Source organism: Streptomyces caelestis (assembly GCF_001279005.1).
GTDB classification, from domain to species: Bacteria; Actinomycetota; Actinomycetes; order Streptomycetales; family Streptomycetaceae; genus Streptomyces; species Streptomyces heliomycini.
Genome location: NZ_LGCN01000063.1, coordinates 120,530 through 139,518, shown reverse-complemented (window position 1 = coordinate 139,518; position 18,989 = coordinate 120,530). Strand labels below are relative to the sequence as shown.

Here is an 18,989-nt window from a genome sequence, read left to right as displayed (position 1 = left end):
TCGGATGCAGCGTCGAACGAGCGTCAAGACATTTCCGGAACCCGTCCCTGACGGCGTTGAACAGAGCGTTCTCGACCCACGCCCCACTACGAAGTCGCAGGTGAAACACGTGATGGAAACCTCAACATGCTCCACCCGGTAGACCTGCGGAAACATGTCGGCACGACCCGCCCGCCACCTGGGGAATCAATAAATCAGCAGGTCAGAGGCCCTTTGCCGCAGGCTCCAGAATCGCGACGCACTCCACATGATGCGTCATCGGGAACAGGTCGAACACCCGCAGCGTCCGCACCCGGTACCCCCCGTCCCGGAAGTAGGCCAGGTCCCGGGCCAGCGCCGCCGGGTCGCACGCCACGTACGCGATCCGACGCGCGCCCAGGGACGACAGGTGCTCCACCGTCCTGCGGCCGGCCCCGGCCCGCGGGGGGTCGAGGACGACGAGGTCGACCTCGGTGATGCCCGTGCGGGGCAGGACGGACTCGACCTTGCCCTGTTCGATGCGGACGCGGGGGAAGTCCGCGAGGTTGTGGCGGGCGTCCTCCACCGCGCGCTTGCCGGACTCGATGCCGAGGACCGCGCCCGACTCCCCGACCCGGTCGGCCAGGGCGCCGGCGAACAGGCCGACGCCGCAGTACAGGTCGAGGGCCATGTCGCCCTTGCGGGGCAGCAGGCCCTGCATGACGGCGGTGACGAGGGTGTCGGCGGCCTTCGGGTGGACCTGCCAGAAGCCGCCGCCCGCGACGCGGTGGGTGCGGCCGTCGGCGCGTTCGCGGACGAAGGGGCGGCCGTGGACGCGGTGGAGCTGACCGGAGCGCTCGTCGACGCGCATGACCGAGACGGGGCGGTCGAGCTCGACCAGGGGGAGGCGGGCGCCGGGCTTGGGGGTCAGGACCACCTGGCGGTCCTGGGAGCCGGTCGCGGCGATCGCCTCGACGGAGTCCATGCCCGTCCAGTCCCGCTTCTCGATGCCCAGCTCGCTGACGCCCTCCGCGGCGATCATGCAGTGGTCGATCGGCTCGACCTCGTGCGAGCGGTGCCGGCGCAGTCCCGCGCGGCCGTCGGCGGTGACGGCGTACTGGACGCGCGTGCGCCACGCCGGGACCTGGCCGGCGGGGACCTTGTCGCCCTCGGCGGGCATCACGGTGCCGTCCCAGCCGACCTCCTCCGGGGTGAGCCCGGCCAGGCGCCGCAGCTGCTCGGCGACGACCTCGCCCTTCAGCCGGCGCTGGGCGCCCGGCTTGGCGTGCTGCCAGTCGCAGCCGCCGCAGCGGCCGGGGCCGGCGAAGGGGCAGGGGGCGTCGATCCGGTCCTTGGAGGCGTCCAGCACCCGCACCGCGTCCGCGCGGAGGAAGCGGGCCCCCTCCTCGCCCTCCGTGACCTGGGCGACGACGCGTTCACCGGGCAGGGTGTGCCGGACGAAGAGGACCTGGCCCTCGGACGTACGGGCGATGCAGTGACCGCCGTGGGCGACGGGGCCGACCTCGACCTCGTACTCCTCCCCCACCAGCGATTTCCTCGGTTCTGCCTGCATGGCGGGGTGACTCCACAACATCGAGAGCGGACAGGCCCCTCAGGGCCCGGGACGACAGCCCACCAGTCTACGTGTGCGAGGAGGGGCCCTTCGCCCGCTCCTTCGGTCCGCGGCGCACCGAGCCGGGGGCGGCCCACTCCTGCCGCCTGCGGGCGCGCTTCCTGGCGGCCTCGGAGGACTGGAGCTGGTACGGCACCGAGGTCACCATCACACCCGGCGTGAACAGCAGCCTGCCCTTGAGCCGCAGCGCGCTCTGGTTGTGCAGCAGGTGCTCGTACCAGTGGCCGACCACGTACTCGGGGATGATCACGGAGACCACGTCGCGCGGGGACTCCCTGCGCAGGCCCTTGACGTACTCGATCACCGGGCGGGTGACCTCCCGGTACGGCGAGTCGAGCACCTTGAGGGGTACGTCGATGCCGCGCCGCTCCCACTCCTCGCGCAGCGCCCTGGTCTCCTCCGGGTCCACGTTGACGCTGAGCGCCTCCAGGGTGTCGGAGCGCATCAGCCGGGCGTAGGCGAGCGCGCGCAGCGTGGGGCGGTGGATCCTGGAGATCAGGACGACCGAGTGGACGCGGGAGGGCCGCACCATGTCGTCACCGGGGACCTCGGGGGCGGCGATCTCCTCGGCGACGCGGTCGTAGTGCCTGCGGATCGCCGTCATCGTCGCGTAGAAGATGCACATGCCGAGCAGCGCGACCCAGGCGCCGTGGGTGAACTTGGTGACGAGGACGACGACCAGGACCAGGCCGGTGAAGAAGGCGCCGAAGGTGTTGATGGCCCGGGAGCGGATCATGTGGCGGCGCCTGGCCTGGTCCCTCTCGGTGGCCAGCAGCCGGTTCCAGTGCCGCACCATGCCGGTCTGGCTGAGGGTGAAGGACACGAACACGCCGACGATGTAGAGCTGGATCAGCCGCGTGGAGTCGGCGCCGTAGATCAGCACCAGCAGCGCGGCCGCGCCGGCGAGCAGCAGGATGCCGTTGGAGAAGGCGAGGCGGTCGCCGCGCGTGTGCAGCTGGCGGGGGAGGTAGCGGTCCTGGGCGAGGATCGAGCCGAGCAGCGGGAAGCCGTTGTAGGCGGTGTTCGCGGCGAGGAACAGCACCAGCGCGGTGGCGGCGGCGAGGATCATGAACAGGAGGCTGCCGTGGCCGAAGACGGCCTCGGCGACCTGGGAGATCACCGGGTCCTGGACGTAGTCGGGGCCGAGCGGGGCGCCGTCGTGGATCAGGTCCTTGGCGGGGTGCTCGGCCATGCGGACGTCGGTGGCGGCGGCCAGCGCGATGATGCCGCAGAACATGGTGACGGCGAGCAGGCCCATCATGGCGAGCGTGGTCGCGGCGTTCCGGGACTTGGGCTTGCGGAAGGCGGGCACGCCGTTGGAGATCGCCTCGACGCCGGTGAGCGCGGCGCAGCCGGAGGAGAAGGCGCGCAGCAGCAGGAAGACCAGGGCGAAGCCGGCGAGGCCGGGGTGTTCGGGTTTGATCTCGAAGTCCGCGGTCGGCGCCCGCATGTCGTCGCCGAGCACGATCCCGCGGAAGGCCCCCCACGTGATCATGAGGAAGACGCCGGCGACGAAGACGTACGTGGGGATCGCGAAGAGGGTGCCCGACTCCTTGACCCCGCGCAGGTTCATCAGCGTCAGCAGCACGATCACGCCGATCGCGCAGGCCACCTTGTTCTCGACGACGAACGGGACCGCCGACCCCAGGTTCTCGATCCCGGAGGAGATCGAGACCGCGACGGTGAGGACGTAGTCGACGAGCAGGGCGCTGGCGACGGTCAGTCCGGACCTGGGGCCGAGGTTGGTGGTGGCCACCTCGTAGTCGCCGCCGCCGCTCGGGTACTCGCGGACGTTCTGCCGGTAGGAGGCGACCACGGTGAACATCAGCACGACGACCGCGACGGCGATCCAGGGGCTGAAGTGGTACGCCGACAGGCCCGCGATCGACAGGACCAGCAGCACCTCGCCGGGGGCGTACGCCACGGAGGAAAGCGGGTCGGAGGCGAAGACGGGAAGTGCGACGCGCTTCGGCAGGAGCGTCTCGCCCAGCCGGTCACTGCGCAGTGCGCGCCCGATCAGAATCCGTTTGGGCACGTCGGTCAATTTGGACACAGCAGTGGATCGTAAGCCTTTCGGCCAGGGACCGCCCAACCACCGCCCCACATCCATACGGCATCCATACGGCCCCGTCCTCCGGGTGAAATCACCGGCGGGCGGGGCGCGGATCGCGCAGGTCGCGGAAGTCCTGTGCCTGGATGACTGACCCGGCCGTCGTCGCCACGCCCCGTGGAGGTCCCATGCACACCACCGCACAACTGATCGGCGCCGTGGCCTCCCTCGTCGGTCTCGGCGTCCTCGCCGTGGCGAGTGTGCGCAGCATCACGCGCCGCTGACCGTCCCGGGCGCGCGCCCGGCGGCTCCGGCGCGCAGGGCCTCCGGTCCGATGGCGGCCATCCGGGTCGACGGCACCGTGCAGGCGTACGCCCCCGCCACCGTGCCGAGCCGGGCGCGGTGGAGGGCGTCCTCGCCGCCCGGCCGGCCGTGCGGGAAGGCGGCGGCGAAGGCGTCGCCGGCCCCGTTGGAGTCGACGACCGGTGTCGGGGGCCCGGCCGCGGGGACGTGGGTCGGTTCGCCGTCGGCCGGCAGGTACGCGCCCCCGGCGCCCGCGGTGGCGACGACGATCCGGGCCCGGCCCCGCGCGGCGGCCCCGCGCAGGACGGCCTCCGGGTCGGTCGGGGCGGCGGCGGAGAGGAGGACGAGGTCCGCGGCGAGGGCGAAGGGCTCGTGGACGGGTCGACGCCGTCCCGGTCGTGCAGGTCGGTCGAGATCGTCACGCCCGCCTCGCGCAGCACGGGGAGGGCGCCGGCGCACGGCTGGGTGATGACGACGTGGGCGTGCCGGCTGACGGCGGCCGGATCGCGCACCGTCCGCTCGGGCAGCCGGTCCGTCTCGGCCCGGCGGGTCGCGTCGTGCGGGGAGAGCCTCCGGCCGTCGGGGCCGACCGGGTCGACGGCGCGCTGGGTGCCGCACGGCTGCGGTACAGCGGTGAGCGCGATGCCGTGGTCCCGGCGCAGGGCGCGGACGAGGTCGCCCTCGTGGTCGTCGCCGATCAGGTCGAGGTGGCGGGTGCGCAGGCCGAGGGCGCTGGAGCCGAGGGCGACGAAGTCGCCGCGTCCCGCGCGGGTGACGATGCCCGGCCGGATCATGTGGCTGTCGGCGGGCGGCACGGGCAGCTCGGACACGTGCACGATCGTGTCCACGCCCGCACCGCCCGGGACGAGGACGCCGGTCTCGGCGGTCGTGGCCGGTTCCCTCCTTGCCCCGGGCCTCGGTCGTGCCCGGGTGGTGCGGATACGTTGGACCCGGCACGCGAACACGACGGCCGGGCCCCGGAGGGCGTCGGGACCGCGATCCCCCGGCATGATGTTGCCCGGCGGCCCGCACACAGGCCGCGTTGTTTGCCTGGCGAGCCGAAAGAGAGACATGAGCACGAAGGTCATGAAGGCCGAACGGCCTGCAGGAAGCACGGTGTGACGCGATGCATATCGTCATCATGGGCTGCGGCAGGGTGGGTTCCGACCTGGCCCAGGCCCTGGAGGAACAGGGACACACGGTCGCCGTGATCGACCAGGACCCCACCGCCTTCCGCCGGCTGGGGTCCTCGTTCAGCGGCCGCCGGGTCACCGGCGTCGGTTTCGACCAGGACACCCTGCGCGAGGCGGGCATCGAGGAGGCGGGCGCCTTCGCCGCCGTCTCCAGCGGCGACAACTCCAACATCATCGCCGCGCGGGTGGCCCGGGAGATGTTCGGCATCGAGCACGTCGCCGCCCGCATCTACGACCCCCGCCGCGCGGAGGTCTACCAGCGCCTGGGCATCCCCACCGTGGCGACCGTGCGCTGGACGGCCGACCAGATGCTGCGCCGGCTGCTCCCCTCGGGGGCCGAGCCGCTGTGGCGCGACCCCACCGGCGGGGTCCAGCTGGCCGAGGTGCACACCTCCACGGCCTGGGTGGGGCACAGGATCAGCAGGCTGCAGGACGAGACCGGCGTGCGGGTGGCCTTCCTGACCCGGCTCGGCGAGGCGATCCTGCCCAGCTCGCAGACGGTGCTGCAGGAGGGGGACCTGGTGCATGTGATGATGCGCACCGATGAGATCGACCGCGTCGAGGCGGCGTTCGCCAAGGGTCCCGAAGAGGAGGGCGGTCACTGATGAGGGTCGCCATTGCCGGAGCCGGCGCCGTCGGCCGCTCGATCGCGGGCGAGCTGCTGGAGAACGGCCACGAGGTCCTGCTGATCGACAAGGCGCCGACCGCCATCTCGGTCGAGCGCGTGCCGCAGGCGGAGTGGCTGCTCGCCGACGCCTGCGAGATCACCTCCCTGGACGAGGCGGCGCTCCAGCGCTGCAACGTCGTCATCGCCGCGACCGGCGACGACAAGGTCAACCTGGTCGTCTCGCTGCTCGCCAAGACCGAGTACGGCGTCCCGCGCGTCGTCGCCCGGGTGAACAACCCGAAGAACGAGTGGCTGTTCAACGAGTCCTGGGGGGTGGACGTCGCCGTCTCCACCCCGCGCCTGATGTCGGCCCTGGTGGAGGAGGCGGTGAGCGTCGGCGACCTGGTCCGGCTGCTGCGCTTCAGCCACGGTGACGCCAACCTGGTCGAGCTGACCCTGCCGGAGGAGTCGGCGCTGGCCGGCACGCAGGTCGGGGACGTCCAGTGGCCGCAGGACACCTCGCTGGTCACCATCATCCGCGGCACGCGCGTCCTGACGCCGACCCGGGAGGACTCCCTGGAGGCCGGCGACGAACTCCTCTTCGTGGCCGCCCAGGCACGCGAGGAACAGCTGGAGGACCTGCTCTCGGTCCGCAAGGAGTCGTGAGAAGAGGGGCGCCCGGAGTTCTCCGGGCGCCCCTCTTTCGTACGGACTAGGACTCGCGGCGGTGACGGCCGGCCGTCGTCGTCTCGCCGTTCTCCTGCGCGGCGGCGGCCTTGCGCTCCTCCTCCGCGCGTTCCTCCGCCTCCATCTCGGCGAAGACGTCGATCGGCGGCGGCGCCTTCGCCAGGAACACCCAGGTCAGGTACACCGCGAGCAGGAACGGCGGGATCTTCAGCGCGATCAGCACCCAGCCCAGCTGGGTCGTGTCCGCCCACCAGTACAGCGGGAACAGGATCGCGCTCTTGCCGAGCAGGATCAGTCCCCAGGCCCAGCTGGCCTTGGTGTACGCCTTCTTCCGGCCGGGGTTGCGGGTGCGCCAGGAGAGGTTCTCCCGGAAGACGGGGCCCAGCATCAGCCCGATCAGCGGGACGCCCGCCATGGCCGTGACGATGTACGCCAGGGCCAGGCCCAGCGTGTACAGCATGCCCGGCAGGTAGAAGTCCTTGGCGTTGCCGGTCATCATCGCGAAGACCACGCCGAAGGCGACGCCGAAGACGCCGCTGAAGGCGTGCTTGACGGTGTCCTTCCGCGCCAGGCGGACCACGACCATCACCAGCGACACGGCGAGCGCCGCGATCGCCGACATGTGCAGGTCCTTGTTGATCGTGTAGATGCTGACGAACAGCAGTCCGGGGAGCACCGTCTCGACCATGCCCCGCACTCCGCCGAACGCCTCGAAGAGGGCTGCTTCGGTCACCGCCCGGGCGTCGTCCGCGGATGTGTCTTCGGTCGTCGGCTTGTCGAGTGACGTCACCGGCTACTCCCGTCCGAGGGGTCTCAGTTCGTATTTCGGATTGAACAGCACCCGGCGGCCCCGGCTCATCGAGATCCGGCCCGATGCGATCAGCCTGCGCCCCGGTTCTATCCCCACGATGGAGCGCCTGCCGAGCCACACCACGTCGAGTGCGGCGGAGCCGTCGAACAGCTCGGCCTCCAGGGCCGGAACTCCCGCGCGCGGCCGCAGCGTGACCGTGCGCAAGGTACCAGTAACCGTGACGATCTGCCGGTCGCGGCAGTCGCCTATCCGCGTACAGCCGGCCGTCTCGGCGTCCTCACGCAGCTCCTCGGACTCCAGGTCCTCCTGAGACGAGGAGAGCCGGTCGAGCATGCGCCGGAACCGGCCTGCCGGCTTCTCGGGTCGAGGAACAGCACTCATATCTGAAGCGTACCGGGGGGCACTGACGGTTACGTACCCGCTGCCGCCCCGGTCCGAACGGGCACGGCCCGACCGCCGTCGCGGTCGCTCCGCCGGCCCTCACCTCTCGAAGCGGTAGCCCATGCCCGGCTCGGTGATCAGGTGCCTCGGATGGGACGGATCCGCCTCCAGCTTCCGCCGCAGCTGCGCCATGTACACGCGCAGGTAGTTCGTCTCCGTGCCGTACGACGGCCCCCACACCTCCCGCAGCAGCTGTTTCTGCGCCACCAGCCTGCCGCCGGCCCGCACCAGCACCTCCAGCAGGTGCCATTCGGTGGGGGTCAGCCGTACGTCCCTGCCGCCGCGGTTGACCTTCTTCGCGGCCAGGTCGACGGTGAAGGCGGCGGTCTCCACCACCGGGTCGCCCCCGTCGCCGGCGGGCTCCGCACGGCGTACGGCGGCCCGCAGCCGGGCCAGCAGTTCGTCCATGCCGAAGGGCTTGGTGACGTAGTCGTCGGCCCCCGCGTCCAGCGCCTGGACCTTCTCGGCGGAGGCGTGCCGGGCGGACAGCACCAGGATCGGCGCCCGGGTCCAGCCGCGCAGCTCCCTGATCACCTCGACGCCGTCCGTGTCGGGCAGGCCGAGGTCGAGGACGACGACGTCGGGATGGCGGGCGGCGGCCGTGCGCAGGGCGGCGGCGCCGTCGTGGGCGGAGTCGACCTCGTACGAGCGTGCCCTGAGGTTGATCACGAGGGCGCGCACGATGGCCGGGTCGTCGTCGACCACCAGGACACGGGTCATGAGGGCTGCCTTTCGGGTTCTGCGGCCGCTGCGGCCTGCTGGTCCTCCGGATGCGCCGCGGCGCGCAGGGTGAGCGTCATCGTGAGGCCGCCGCCGGGGGTGTCCTCGGCGTTCAGGGTGCCTCCCATGGCCTCGGCGAAGCCCCGGGCGACCGCCAGTCCGAGACCGACGCCGGCCCCGCGCGGTGCGTCACCGTGCCGCTGGAAGGGTTCGAAGATGTGCTCCTTGGCCTCGTCGGGGACGCCGGGACCGCGGTCCACCACCCGCACCTCGACCCGGTCGGCGAGGGCGCTGGCGGCGACCAGGACGGGCAGGCCGGGGGGACTGTACTTCACGGCGTTCTCGATCACGTTGGCCATCGCCCGCTCCAGCAGCCCCGGGTCCGCGGCGACCATGGGCAGGGCCTCGGGGACGTCCAGGGCCACGCTGTCCTCGGGCACCCCGCCGAGCGCCCTCGGCACCACCTCGTCCAGGTCGGTCCCCCGGATCAGGGGGGTGACCGTGCCGGTGTGCAGCCGGGACATGTCCAGCAGGTTGCCCACCAGGTGGTCCAGGCGGTCGGCGCCGTCCTCGATGCCCTCCAGCAGCTCGGCCCGGTCCTCGGGGGACCACTCGACGTCCTCGGAGCGCAGTGAGGAGACGGCGGCCTTGATACCGGCCAGCGGGGTGCGCAGGTCGTGGCTGACGGCGGCCAGCAGGGCGGTGCGGATGCGGTTGCCCTCGGCGAGGGCGAGGGCCCGGCCGGCCTGCTCGCGCAGCCGGCGGCGGTCCAGGACGACGGCGGCCTGCGCGGCGAAGGCGGCCAGCACCCTGCGGTCCTCGGCGGGCGGCACCCGGCCGGTCAGCGCCAGCGCCATGTGGTCGCCGACCGGCACCTCCACGTCCGCGTCCTCGGGCCGTTCGACCGGGCGTCCGCGCCCCGCCCGGCCGGCGCAGGTCCACGGCTCGACGTCGCCCGCGCGTTCGAGGAGGGCGGCGGACTCCATGCCGAAGGTCTCCCGCACCCGCTCCAGCAGCTCCTCCAGACCGGTCTCCCCGCGCAGCACGTTGCCGGCGAGGAAGGACAGGATCTCCGACTCGGCCCGCAGCCGGGCCGCCTGGTGGGTGCGCCGGGCCGCGAGGTCGACCACGGACGCCACCGCCGCGCCCACCGCGACGAAGATCACGATGGCGATGATGTTCTTCGGGTCGGAGACGGTCCAGCGGTGCAGGGGCGGGGTGTAGAAGTAGTTCAGCAGCAGCGAGCCGACCGCCGCGGAGGCCAGCGCCGGCCAGAGCCCGCCGAGCAGGGCCGCCGCCACCGTCAGGGCCAGGAAGAGCAGCATGTCGTTGGCGAGTCCGAGGTCCACGGCGCTGAGCAGCGCCGCCACCGCCGCCGGGCCGGCCAGGCCGACCGCCCAGCCCCAGGCCAGCCGGGAGCGCCCGAGCCGTGCGCCCCGTGCGCCGGGCAGTCCGCGGCCCTTGGCGACCTCCTCGTGGGTGACGATGTGCACGTCCAGGTCGGGTCCCGAGTCCCGGGCGACGGTCGCGCCGACGCCGGGCCCGAAGACGTACTGCCAGGCCGGGCGGCGCGAGGAGCCGAGCACGATCTGGGTGGCGTTGGCCCCGCGCGCGAAGGCGAGCAGGTCGGCGGGTATGTCGTCGCCGACGACGTGGTGGAAGGTGCCGCCGAGGTCCTCCACCAGGGTGCGCTGCTCGACCAGCTCCCGGGGCGAGGCCGCGGTGAGCCCGTCGCTGCGGGAGATGTAGACGGCGAGCAGTTCGCCGCCGGCGCCCTTCTCCGCCAGCCGCGCGGCCCGCCGGAGCAGGGTGCGGCCCTCCGGACCGCCGGTCAGGCCGACGACGATCCGCTCGCGGGAGCCCCATATCGCCGAGACCTCGTGCTCGCTGCGGTAGCGCTGGAGGTGGGCGTCGACCCGGTCGGCCACCCACAGCAGCGCCAGCTCCCTGAGCGCGGTGAGGTTGCCGGGGCGGAAGTAGTTGGACAGGGCGGCGTCGACCTCGTCCGGCCGGTGGATGTTGCCGTGCGCCATGCGGCGGCGCAGCGCCTCGGGCGTCATGTCGACCAGCTCGATCTGGTCCGCCCGCCGCACCACCTCGTCCGGTACGGTCTCCCGCTCCCGTACGCCGGTGATCGACTCCACGACGTCGCCCAGCGACTCCAGGTGCTGGATGTTGACCGTGGACAGGACGTCGATCCCGGCCGCGAGCAGCTCCTCCACGTCCTGCCAGCGCTTGGCGTTGCGCGAGCCGGGGACGTTGGTGTGGGCGAGCTCGTCGACGAGGGCCACCCGGGGGCGGCGGGCGAGGACGGCGTCGAGGTCCATCTCCGTCAGGACGGCCCCGCGGTGTTCCACCTCCCGGTGCGGGATCAGCTCCAGGCCCCGCAGCAGCGCCTCGGTGCGGGGCCTGCCGTGCGGCTCGGCGAAGGCCACCACGCAGTCGGTGCCGCGTTCGGCACGGCGGTGGGCCTCGGAGAGCATCGCGTACGTCTTGCCGACGCCCGGTGCCGCGCCGAGGTGGATCCGAAGGTTGCCGCGTCCCATGGCCTCATTGTCTTCCCCCTGACACCCGGCCGGGCGCGGGGCCCCGGCGGGGTCAGTGCTCGACGATCCCGCCGTCGCTCAGCTCCAGGACGCGGTCGGCGAGGTCGAGGAGGGTGGTGTCGTGGGTGGCGACGAGCGCGGTGACGTGCTCGCTGCGGACGACCGCGCGCAGCAGCTCCATCACGGCGTGCCCGGTCTCCGCGTCCAGCTGGCCGGTCGGCTCGTCGGCGATGAGCAGGGAGGGGTGGTTGGCGAGGGCGCGGGCGAGGGCGACCCGCTGCTGCTGGCCGCCGGAGAGTTCGCCGGGCCGCTGGGCGGCGTGGTCGGCGAGGCCGACGAGGGACAGCAGCAGCTCGACGCGCTCCTCGCGCTCGCGCGGGTCGGCGCGGCGCAGCCGCAGCGGGACGCCGACGTTCTCGGCGGCGGTGAGGATGGGGATGAGGCCGAAGGACTGGAAGACGAAGCCGATGTGGTCCCGGCGCAGGGCGAGCAGCCCGTTCTCGTCGAGGTCGGCGAGGTCGCTCCCGTCGACGCGGACCCGCCCCCGGTCGGGGGCGTCGAGGCCGCCGACGATGTTCAGGAGCGTGGTCTTGCCGGATCCGGAGCGGCCCTTGAGGGCGACCAGTTCGCCGCGCGGGACCTCGAAGGAGACGCCGCGCAGCGCGTGGACGGCGGCGGCTCCCGTGCCGTACGACTTGTGCACGTCCTCGACACGCACCATCGTCTCGGTGACCACCTGACGCATACGGCTGCCCTCCCCCGTGGACCGGGTGCCAGTATCCCCGCCCGGCGCCCGGTCGATCAACGGTCGGACCGGATCGCCTCCGGCACACGGACGTGCACACGAGGGCCGCAGGGCGAGGGGGACCTCCCGCTCGAGCGGAGCCGGGAGGCGCCCGCCGGCACCGGCTCGCGCACGCGAAGAGGGCCGCACCCCGCCCGGGGGCGCGGCCCCTCGACCCGCCGGGAACCCGGCTAGCGCACCTCGGTGATCTCCGGTCCGCGCTGGAGCTGGCCCATGCCGCCGGCGAAGCGGGAGCCGCCCTCCTCCTGCTGCTGCACGTTCTCGGGGACCATCTGCGCGTCGTTCGGCAGCTTCAGGACGATCGGGTCACGCGGGGCCATCGGGCCCTCGCCGCGCACCACGACCGTGTCCCGGAAGATCTGCTCGAGGAGCCCGGCGGCCTGCGGCTGCACCGCGCCCTGGCCCGAGATCACTCCGCGCAGGAACCAGCGGGGGCCGTCCACGCCGACGAACCGCACGACCTGGAAGCCGCCGGTGCCGTCGGGCAGCTGCACCGGCACCTGGGCCCGCAGCTCCCAGCCCAGCGGACCCTCGACCTCGTCGATGATGCCGCCCTGCTGGGTGATGCCGGCCGCGATCTCCTCGCGCACCTCGCCCCAGATGCCCTCCCGCTTGGGCGCGGCGAAGCCCTGCAACTGGATGGCGCTGTCCCGCAGCACGACGGTGGCCGCGACGATCGCGTCGCCCGCGACCTCCACCCGCAGCTCCATGCCGTCGACACCGGGCACGAACAGGCCGCCCAGATCGACCCGGCCCTCGCCGGGCTCGCTGACCTCGCTGCTGTCCCAGGGTCCGTCGGGCCGCGGCGCCGGCTCGAGCCTCAGCCGCTCGGCCTCCTCGCCCGCCTCAGCGTCGACACCGTCGACGACCTGCTCGGCCTCGCCGGCCGCACCGTCGGCGGCATCCTTCTTCTTGCGACGTCCGAACACGTCACTGTCCTTCCCGGTCGGATACGACCGAAGCGTATCGATTCCCACCCGCTGTACCGCCCACGGCGGCCTGAACGCTTGTGCCGCTCTTACCTTCCACCGCGGCGTGGCCGCCGGTGGACCCGAAGCCCCCCTCGGCCCGGGCCGAGGGGGGAAGCTCCGCGACCGACACGAAGCGGACCCTCTCGACCTGCTGGACGACCAGTTGGGCAATCCGGTCGAAGCGCTCGAACCGCACGGTCTCGCGCGGGTCGAGATTCACCACGATCACCTTGATCTCCCCACGGTACCCGGCATCAACCGTCCCCGGGGCATTCACCAGGGCGACGCCACAGCGGGCGGCGAGACCGGATCGCGGGTGCACGAAGGCCGCGTACCCGTCGGGCAGCGCCACAGACACTCCCGTGGGCAGTACGGCCCGCTCGCCGGGAGCCAGTTCGCGGGCCTCGGTGGTCCGCAGGTCGGCCCCCGCGTCCCCCGGGTGCTCGTACGCCGGAAGCGGTACGTCGGGGTCGACGCGCCGGATCAGCACCTCGAGCGCGCTCACGGGTTCACCTCGAAGGCGCGGGCGCGGCGGACCTGGTCGGGGTCCTCCATGGCGGCCCGGATCTCCTCCTCGCGGCCGTGGTCGACGAAGTGGTCGACCTTGACCTCGATGAACAGGGCGTCGGCGCGGACCGCGACCGGCCCGTCGGGGCCGCCGATGCGTCCGGTGGCGGTGCAGTAGATCTTCCGTCCGGCCACCGCCGTCACCTCGGCCTCCAGGTGCAGCACGGTGCCGACCGGCACGGGCCGGACGAAGTCGGTCTCCAGCCTGCCGGTCACCGCGATCGTGCGCAGCAGCCAGTTGAGCGAGCCGAGCGTCTCGTCCAGGGCGGCGGCGAGCACCCCGCCGTGCGCGAGTCCCGGGGCGCCCTGGTGGGCGGGCTGCACGGTGAACTCGGCGGTGATCGACACGCCCTCGCCGGCGCGGGCCTCCAGGTGCAGTCCGTGGGGCTGTTCGCCGCCACAGCCGAAGCACTGGCCGTAGTGCGCGCCCAGGAGCTCGCCGGGTGCGGGGGCGTCCGGATGGCGCACGGGGGCCACGGCGTCGTCCGGGGGCTGAAGAGCTGCGGAATTACCACTCACAGCCGCAGACCTTACCCGCGCGCGGGTCCCGGCCCGACACCGTGCCAAGCTTGGATTCATGCAGCTCTCCGCCGCCCCGTACGAAGAACGCCTCACCGCCCCCCGCTCCTGGTGGCTGATCTCCTTCCTGGTGGGGGTCTCGCTGGCGCTGATCCTGCTGCCGTTCGGCACGCTGCCGATGCTCGCCGGCCTGGCCGGCGGCACCGCCGCGGCGGCCGTCGTGGCCAGCTCGTACGGCTCGGCGCGCATCCGGGTCGTGGGCGGCCACCTGCTCGCGGGCGAGGCGAGGATCCCGGTGTCGGCGCTGGGCGAGGCGGAGGTCCTGGACGCCGACGAGGCCCGGGCCTGGCGCACCCACAAGGCCGACCCGCGCTGCTTCATGCTGCTGCGGGCGTACATTCCAGGCGCGCTGCGCGTGGACGTCACCGACCCGGCGGACCCGACTCCCTACGTCTTCCTGTCGACGCGCGAGCCGGAGCGGCTGGCGCGGGCGCTGCGGGCGGCGAAGGACGCGGCCGCCGCCTGAGGCCTGCCCGGCGGGATCGCACCGGGGAAACCGGCGACGCTTCGAAGCACCGGCGAGCACGACCCGGCACGTGCGACCGCACGGGGCGAAAGGACGTCGGCACGACAGGGTCCCCCACGTGAACGCGGTCCGGGACGGGAAGCCGGCGACCGACGCCGACACCACGGACGCGCCGGCCGGGCCCCGCGCCTTCGGCGTGATCCGCCGGACGGACTTTGACGGCGGCAGGGGAACACGGGGGCGAGGTGTGGCCCGCAGGGCTCACGGGGCCCGGTGCCCGTCGTCCTTCCCCAGGTGGCCGCCGAGCTCCTTGAGGGCGTCCTCGGGGAGGACGTCCTCGGGGCGTTCCAGGGCGGGGAGGGCCGGCAGCGCGTCCCAGGGCACCTGGATTCTTCGCAGGTCGTCCCGGATGCGTGCGGCGAGCTTTCTGGTGTCCCTGCGGTTCAGGGCGGCGCCCACGGCGGCTCCCACCAGGAACGGCATCAGGTTCGGCAGGTTGCGGACCGTGCGCTTCAGGATCCGCTGGCGCAGTTCGCGCTTCATGCGGCTGTTCAGCGCCGCGCTCACGGTCGAGGGCCTGGTCGCCTCGATCCCGCGCTCCTGCGACCAGGAGTTGAGGTACACGGTGCTGCGCTGGGCGAGGGCGCCGGCCGGCCGTACGCCGTAGACCTCGTGGAGTTCGGCGATCAGTTTCAGTTCGATGGCGGCGACGCCGGTGATCTCGGCGGCCAGTTCCGTCGGCATCGCGGGCGGCACGGGCATCATGGCCGCCGCGCCGACTCCGGCCCCGACCGTCGCCGTGGCCTTCGCCGCGCCCGCGACGAGCTTGTCCGCGAGGTCCTCGGGGCCGAGGCCGGGGAACTGCCGGCGCAGCGTCCCGAGGTCGCGCACGGGCACCCGCGGGGCGATCTCGATGATCCGGTCCGCGAGGTGCGCCAGTCCCGCGCGGGCGCGGGCGCCGCCCTTGCGGGCGCCTTCCAGGGCCTTCTCGCGGACCACGGCGGCCCGCCGGTGCGCCGCGGGCGCGGTGACCTCCGGGGACGCCGGGAGGTCACCCCGGCCGGCTGCCGCTTCGAGCGAGGCCGCCCCGGTACCGGTTGGGCCCCGCTCTTGGTCACGCGTGTCGTGCTGCGGGCCCTCCTGGGGCCCCGGGTCCGCTCCTCTCGCGAAGAAGCGGCGCTTCCGCGGAGGGGTCGAGCCAGTCACGGCCGACCCCGCCTCAGTCGCAGTCGCGGCAGATCGGCTGGCCGTTCTTCTCGCGGGCCAGCTGGCTGCGGTGGTGGACCAGGAAGCAGCTCATGCAGGTGAACTCGTCCTGCTGCTTCGGCAGGACCCGGACGGCCAGCTCCTCGTTCGAGAGGTCCGCTCCGGGCAGTTCCAGGCCCTCGGCGGCCTCGAACTCGTCGACGTCCACGGCCGAGGCCGACTTGTCGTTCCGCCTGGCCTTCAGTTCTTCGAGGCTGTCCGAGTCGACGTCGTCGTCGGTCTTGCGTGGAGTGTCGTAGTCGGTTGCCATGTCACTCTCCCCCTCTGGGTGTATGCGGTGTCTCCAGCGCACGTAACGCGTGAGAGGCCGGACTTGTGCCCGACCTGAGGCGGAGATTTTGCCTCACATCAAGGTCTGTTACTCAATCGACACCCAACCGGACTCCTCACGAGTGATCGGCTGGGATGGCGAGGGGGACCGTACACGGTCCGAACGTCGCGCATCAAAGGCGCCTCACCGTGTACTTCCCGTGATCAGGCCCCCTGAAAACCGGGACTTTCCCGACTTTCTCGGGGATACATGATCACGGAGAGTGGACGGGCCGGGAATCGCGCTTGTGATCGATCACACATGGGGTTACCGGAGAGGCGCCCCGAAAATTCCGCTCAAAGCGAACACCCCATCGTGTCGGCGGCATCATCTCAGATCGGCAGGGTGACGCGCATCACGAGCCCGCCCCCCTCGCGCGGCTGTGCGTAGATGTGCCCGCCGTGCGCCCGGGCGACCGACCGGGCGATGGACAGACCGAGTCCGACGCCCTTGTCGCTGCCCGTGCGCTCGGTGCGCAGCCGCCGGAACGGCTCGAAGAGGTTGTCGATCTCGTACGCGGGTACCACCGGGCCCGTGTTCGACACCACCAGGACCGCCTGGCCGTGCTGCACCTCGGTGGTGACCTCGACCCAGCCCTCCTCGGGCACGTTGTACCGCACGGCGTTCTGCACCAGGTTCAGCGCGATCCGCTCCAGCAGCACGCCGTTGCCCTGGACGACCGCGGGCCGGCGCGCGCCGCGGATCTCCACGCCCTTGGCCTCCGCCTCGCCGTGCACCTGGTCGATCGCCTGGGTGGCGACCTCGGCGAGGTCCACGGGCTTGCGCTCGACGATCTGGTTGTCGCTGCGGGCGAGCAGCAGCAGGCCCTCCACGAGCTGTTCGCTGCGCTCGTTGGTGGACAGCAGCGTCTTGCCCAGCTGCTGCAGCTCCACCGGCGCGCCGGGATCGGAGAGGTGCACCTCCAGCAGGGTGCGGTTGATCGCCAGCGGGGTGCGCAGCTCGTGCGAGGCGTTGCCCACGAAGCGCTGCTGGGCGGTGAACGCCCGCTGGAGCCGCTCCAGCATGTCGTCGAAGGTGTCGGCCAGTTCCTTCAGCTCGTCGTCCGGGCCGTCCAGCTCGATCCGGCGGGACAGGTCCGAACCGGCCACCGCGCGGGCGGTGCGGGTGATCCGGCCCAGCGGCGACAGGACCCGGCCGGCCATGGCGTAGCCGAAGGCGAAGGCGATGACGGCGAGGCCCAGCAGGGCCAGCAGGGAGCGGCTGAGCAGGTTGTCCAGGGCGACCTGGCGCTGGTGGTCGATGCACTCGCTGATCCGGGCGTTGAACTCGGACAGCTCCAGGTTGCCGTTGGCGATGCCCGGACAGTCGTTGCTGGAGACCTTCAGGCCGTTGAAGTCGACGATCTTGAACAGGGGCTGGCTGCCGGTGCGCAGGGCCTGGGCGGCGAGCAGGTAGATGATCGACAGCAGCAGGATGCCGGCGATCAGGAACATGCCGCCGTACAGCAGCGTGAGCCGTATGCGGATGGTGGGACGCAGCCACGGCAGCGGGGTCGCCGAGCGGGGGTCCCAGGTGGGCTTGGGGGGCGCCGTGGGGGGCGCGGGCGTGGCGGCCATCGGTCATCAGATCCGGTATCCGGAGCCGGGCACGGTCACGATGACCGGCGGCTCCCCCAGCTTGCGGCGCAGGGTCATCACGGTCACCCGCACCACGTTGGTGAACGGGTCGGTGTTCTCGTCCCAGGCCTTCTCCAGCAGCTGTTCCGCGGAGACGACCGCGCCCTCGCTGCGCATGAGCACCTCCAGGACGGCGAACTCCTTCGGGGCGAGCTGCACCTCCTTGCCGTCGCGGAAGACCTCGCGGCGGTTGGGGTCGAGCTTGATCCCGGCGCGCTCCAGGACGGGCGGCAGCGGCACGCTCGTACGCCGCCCGAGGGCGCGCACGCGCGCGATGAGCTCGCTGAACGCGAAGGGCTTGGGCAGATAGTCGTCGGCGCCGATCTCCAGACCCTCGACACGGTCGCTGACGTCGCCGGACGCCGTGAGCATCAGCACGCGGGTGGGCATGCCGAGTTCGACGATCCTGCGGCAGACGTCGTCGCCGTGCACCAGCGGGAGGTCGCGGTCGAGGACGACCACGTCGTAGTCGTTGACGCCGATGCGCTCCAGGGCGGCCGCACCGTCGTACACGACGTCGACGGCCATGGCCTCCCGGCGCAGCCCGGTGGCCACCGCATCGGCGAGCAGCTGCTCGTCCTCGACGACGAGTACGCGCACGTCGCTTGTCCTTCCTCGGGTCCCGCCCTCGATTCGGACAACGCCTCAGGGCGCACTCGGGCAGGGGTACGGGTGGGTGTGTTGACCTCCATCCTGCCCTTTTCGGCCGTAAGTCGGCTGTAAGGCGGGTGAGGGGACGGTGGCGGGCGGGCGCGGGACCGGGGAACGTCCGGGCGAACGGGGCGGGAATACGAGAATTTCTCGCGCGGTGAGGTTTCCCCGGAAGAGAGCGTGGGGAGGACGGGTTTTACATCCCGCGATCACGCTCTGCACGTACCGCGCCACCATGCGGTGCGCATCAGTCCGCTTCCGCAGAGCGGGCGTGGATGTCCGGCGCCGTCGCCGCCCGGCCGGGCGGCGCCGGGCATCCGCTCCGGACGTGATCATCCCTTCCCAACGGCACACCCCCGTGCCACCGACCCACCGACCCAGGACGAGGGGGCGCAGCATGGACGCATTCACCGCAGGACTTCTGCAGCGCATAAAGGCGACCGAGTCCGATCTCTCGCGGGCCCGCGACGACGGCGACGACTTCCTCGTCGAAGTGGAGCAGGGCGAACTCGACGATCTGCGCCGCCTCGCCGCCGAACACGGCGTGGAGGTCGGCGCGTACAGCGTCTGACCGGCTCTCGACGGAACGGGCCCCGGCGAATCCAGCGCCGGGGCCCGTTCGTTCTGCTCGTCCGCCCACGGGGCGCCTCAGCCGGTGTCGAGGAGACGGCCGTGCCCGGCCCTTCGGGCCTGCGCGCTCCCCCACTCCCGACTTCGCTCGAGCGGGAGGGGCGCGGTCCCGCCACCGGCGCGCCCCCACGGTTCTCTCACGGCCGGCGTGTGGGGGC

The 18,989-nt window shown here is 72.5% G+C and carries 18 protein-coding genes and 1 pseudogene; 4 read left to right on the top strand and 15 right to left on the bottom strand.

The genetic code is table 11. The features are described 5' to 3' along the window. Window positions 1-202: 202 nt before the first annotated feature. The 3 genes and pseudogenes from ADK41_RS06700 to ADK41_RS06690 all read right to left on the bottom strand — a co-directional run bounded on the left by ADK41_RS06700 (window position 203) and on the right by ADK41_RS06690 (window position 4,792). Window positions 203-1,531, bottom strand: a complete 1,329-nt coding sequence (locus ADK41_RS06700) for a class I SAM-dependent RNA methyltransferase (protein ID WP_030826338.1) — start codon at window positions 1,529-1,531, stop codon at window positions 203-205. A gap of 67 nt (window positions 1,532-1,598) precedes the next feature. Continuing rightward, window positions 1,599-3,644 carry an APC family permease gene (locus ADK41_RS06695; RefSeq protein ID WP_030826335.1) on the bottom strand — a complete coding sequence of 682 codons (2,046 nt, stop codon included), beginning with the start codon at window positions 3,642-3,644 and terminating at the stop codon, window positions 1,599-1,601. Window positions 3,645-3,911: 267 nt separating this feature from the next. After that, window positions 3,912-4,792: pseudogene (locus ADK41_RS06690) on the bottom strand (PfkB family carbohydrate kinase). A gap of 278 nt (window positions 4,793-5,070) precedes the next feature. Here ADK41_RS06690 and ADK41_RS06685 point away from each other — a divergent pair. Both ADK41_RS06685 and ADK41_RS06680 read left to right on the top strand, forming a co-directional pair. Beyond that, entirely contained in the window at window positions 5,071-5,742 is a 672-nt protein-coding gene (locus ADK41_RS06685; RefSeq protein WP_030826332.1) for a potassium channel family protein, read from the top strand. Then, complete coding sequence (locus tag ADK41_RS06680; protein ID WP_006136376.1) at window positions 5,742-6,410, top strand: potassium channel family protein; 669 nt, start codon at window positions 5,742-5,744, stop codon at window positions 6,408-6,410. The genes ADK41_RS06685 and ADK41_RS06680 overlap by 1 nt, the downstream gene beginning before the upstream one ends. Window positions 6,411-6,456: 46 nt before the next feature. Here the strand turns inward: ADK41_RS06680 and ADK41_RS06675 are convergent, their stop codons facing one another. The 8 genes from ADK41_RS06675 to ADK41_RS06640 all read right to left on the bottom strand — a co-directional run bounded on the left by ADK41_RS06675 (window position 6,457) and on the right by ADK41_RS06640 (window position 13,811). After that, on the bottom strand, window positions 6,457-7,221 hold the full coding sequence (locus tag ADK41_RS06675; RefSeq protein WP_030826330.1) for a DUF3159 domain-containing protein: 765 nt from the start codon (window positions 7,219-7,221) through the stop codon (window positions 6,457-6,459). Window positions 7,222-7,224: 3 nt separating this feature from the next. Then, window positions 7,225-7,623 carry an OB-fold nucleic acid binding domain-containing protein gene (locus ADK41_RS06670; protein WP_078661935.1) on the bottom strand — a complete coding sequence of 133 codons (399 nt, stop codon included), beginning with the start codon at window positions 7,621-7,623 and terminating at the stop codon, window positions 7,225-7,227. Between the two features lie 99 nt (window positions 7,624-7,722). Beyond that, window positions 7,723-8,403, bottom strand: a complete 681-nt coding sequence (locus ADK41_RS06665) for a response regulator (RefSeq protein WP_030826326.1) — start codon at window positions 8,401-8,403, stop codon at window positions 7,723-7,725. After that, window positions 8,400-10,949, bottom strand: coding sequence for a sensor histidine kinase (locus ADK41_RS06660; protein WP_030826325.1), 2,550 nt, complete (start codon window positions 10,947-10,949; stop codon window positions 8,400-8,402). Before ADK41_RS06660 ends, ADK41_RS06665 begins: the two co-directional genes overlap by 4 nt. Before the next feature lie 52 nt (window positions 10,950-11,001). Next, a complete protein-coding gene (locus ADK41_RS06655) occupies window positions 11,002-11,694 on the bottom strand; it encodes an ABC transporter ATP-binding protein (RefSeq protein WP_030826323.1) in 693 nt (230 codons plus the stop codon). A gap of 230 nt (window positions 11,695-11,924) precedes the next feature. Then, on the bottom strand, window positions 11,925-12,683 hold the full coding sequence (locus ADK41_RS06650) for a DUF3710 domain-containing protein (protein ID WP_030826321.1): 759 nt from the start codon (window positions 12,681-12,683) through the stop codon (window positions 11,925-11,927). Window position 12,684: 1 nt separating this feature from the next. Beyond that, window positions 12,685-13,230 (bottom strand): dUTP diphosphatase, encoded by a 546-nt coding sequence (dut, locus tag ADK41_RS06645; protein ID WP_030826318.1) that lies wholly within the window; start codon window positions 13,228-13,230, stop codon window positions 12,685-12,687. Then, window positions 13,227-13,811 carry a PaaI family thioesterase gene (locus ADK41_RS06640; protein WP_030826317.1) on the bottom strand — a complete coding sequence of 195 codons (585 nt, stop codon included), beginning with the start codon at window positions 13,809-13,811 and terminating at the stop codon, window positions 13,227-13,229. The genes dut and ADK41_RS06640 overlap by 4 nt, the downstream gene beginning before the upstream one ends. A 58-nt stretch (window positions 13,812-13,869) precedes the next feature. Here ADK41_RS06640 and ADK41_RS06635 point away from each other — a divergent pair, with 58 nt between their 5' ends. Further along, a complete protein-coding gene (locus ADK41_RS06635; RefSeq protein ID WP_030826314.1) occupies window positions 13,870-14,337 on the top strand; it encodes a DUF3093 domain-containing protein in 468 nt (155 codons plus the stop codon). A gap of 261 nt (window positions 14,338-14,598) precedes the next feature. Here ADK41_RS06635 and ADK41_RS06630 read toward each other — a convergent pair whose 3' ends face one another. The 4 genes from ADK41_RS06630 to ADK41_RS06615 form a co-directional block, all read right to left on the bottom strand. Beyond that, window positions 14,599-15,543, bottom strand: a complete 945-nt coding sequence (locus ADK41_RS06630; protein WP_030826311.1) for a hypothetical protein — start codon at window positions 15,541-15,543, stop codon at window positions 14,599-14,601. A gap of 13 nt (window positions 15,544-15,556) precedes the next feature. Beyond that, a complete protein-coding gene (locus ADK41_RS06625) occupies window positions 15,557-15,853 on the bottom strand; it encodes a DUF4193 domain-containing protein (RefSeq protein WP_003993510.1) in 297 nt (98 codons plus the stop codon). Between the two features lie 392 nt (window positions 15,854-16,245). Next, the gene (locus tag ADK41_RS06620) at window positions 16,246-17,490 is read right to left on the bottom strand and encodes a sensor histidine kinase (protein WP_030826308.1); all 1,245 of its coding nucleotides are present in this window, start codon (window positions 17,488-17,490) and stop codon (window positions 16,246-16,248) included. A gap of 6 nt (window positions 17,491-17,496) precedes the next feature. Next, window positions 17,497-18,150: a response regulator transcription factor gene (locus tag ADK41_RS06615; protein ID WP_007387794.1), complete on the bottom strand. Its 654-nt coding sequence runs from the start codon at window positions 18,148-18,150 to the stop codon at window positions 17,497-17,499. Between the two features lie 448 nt (window positions 18,151-18,598). Here ADK41_RS06615 and ADK41_RS42015 point away from each other — a divergent pair, with 448 nt between their 5' ends. Next, window positions 18,599-18,772 carry a hypothetical protein gene (locus ADK41_RS42015; RefSeq protein ID WP_167353455.1) on the top strand — a complete coding sequence of 58 codons (174 nt, stop codon included), beginning with the start codon at window positions 18,599-18,601 and terminating at the stop codon, window positions 18,770-18,772. Window positions 18,773-18,989: the final 217 nt, after the last annotated feature.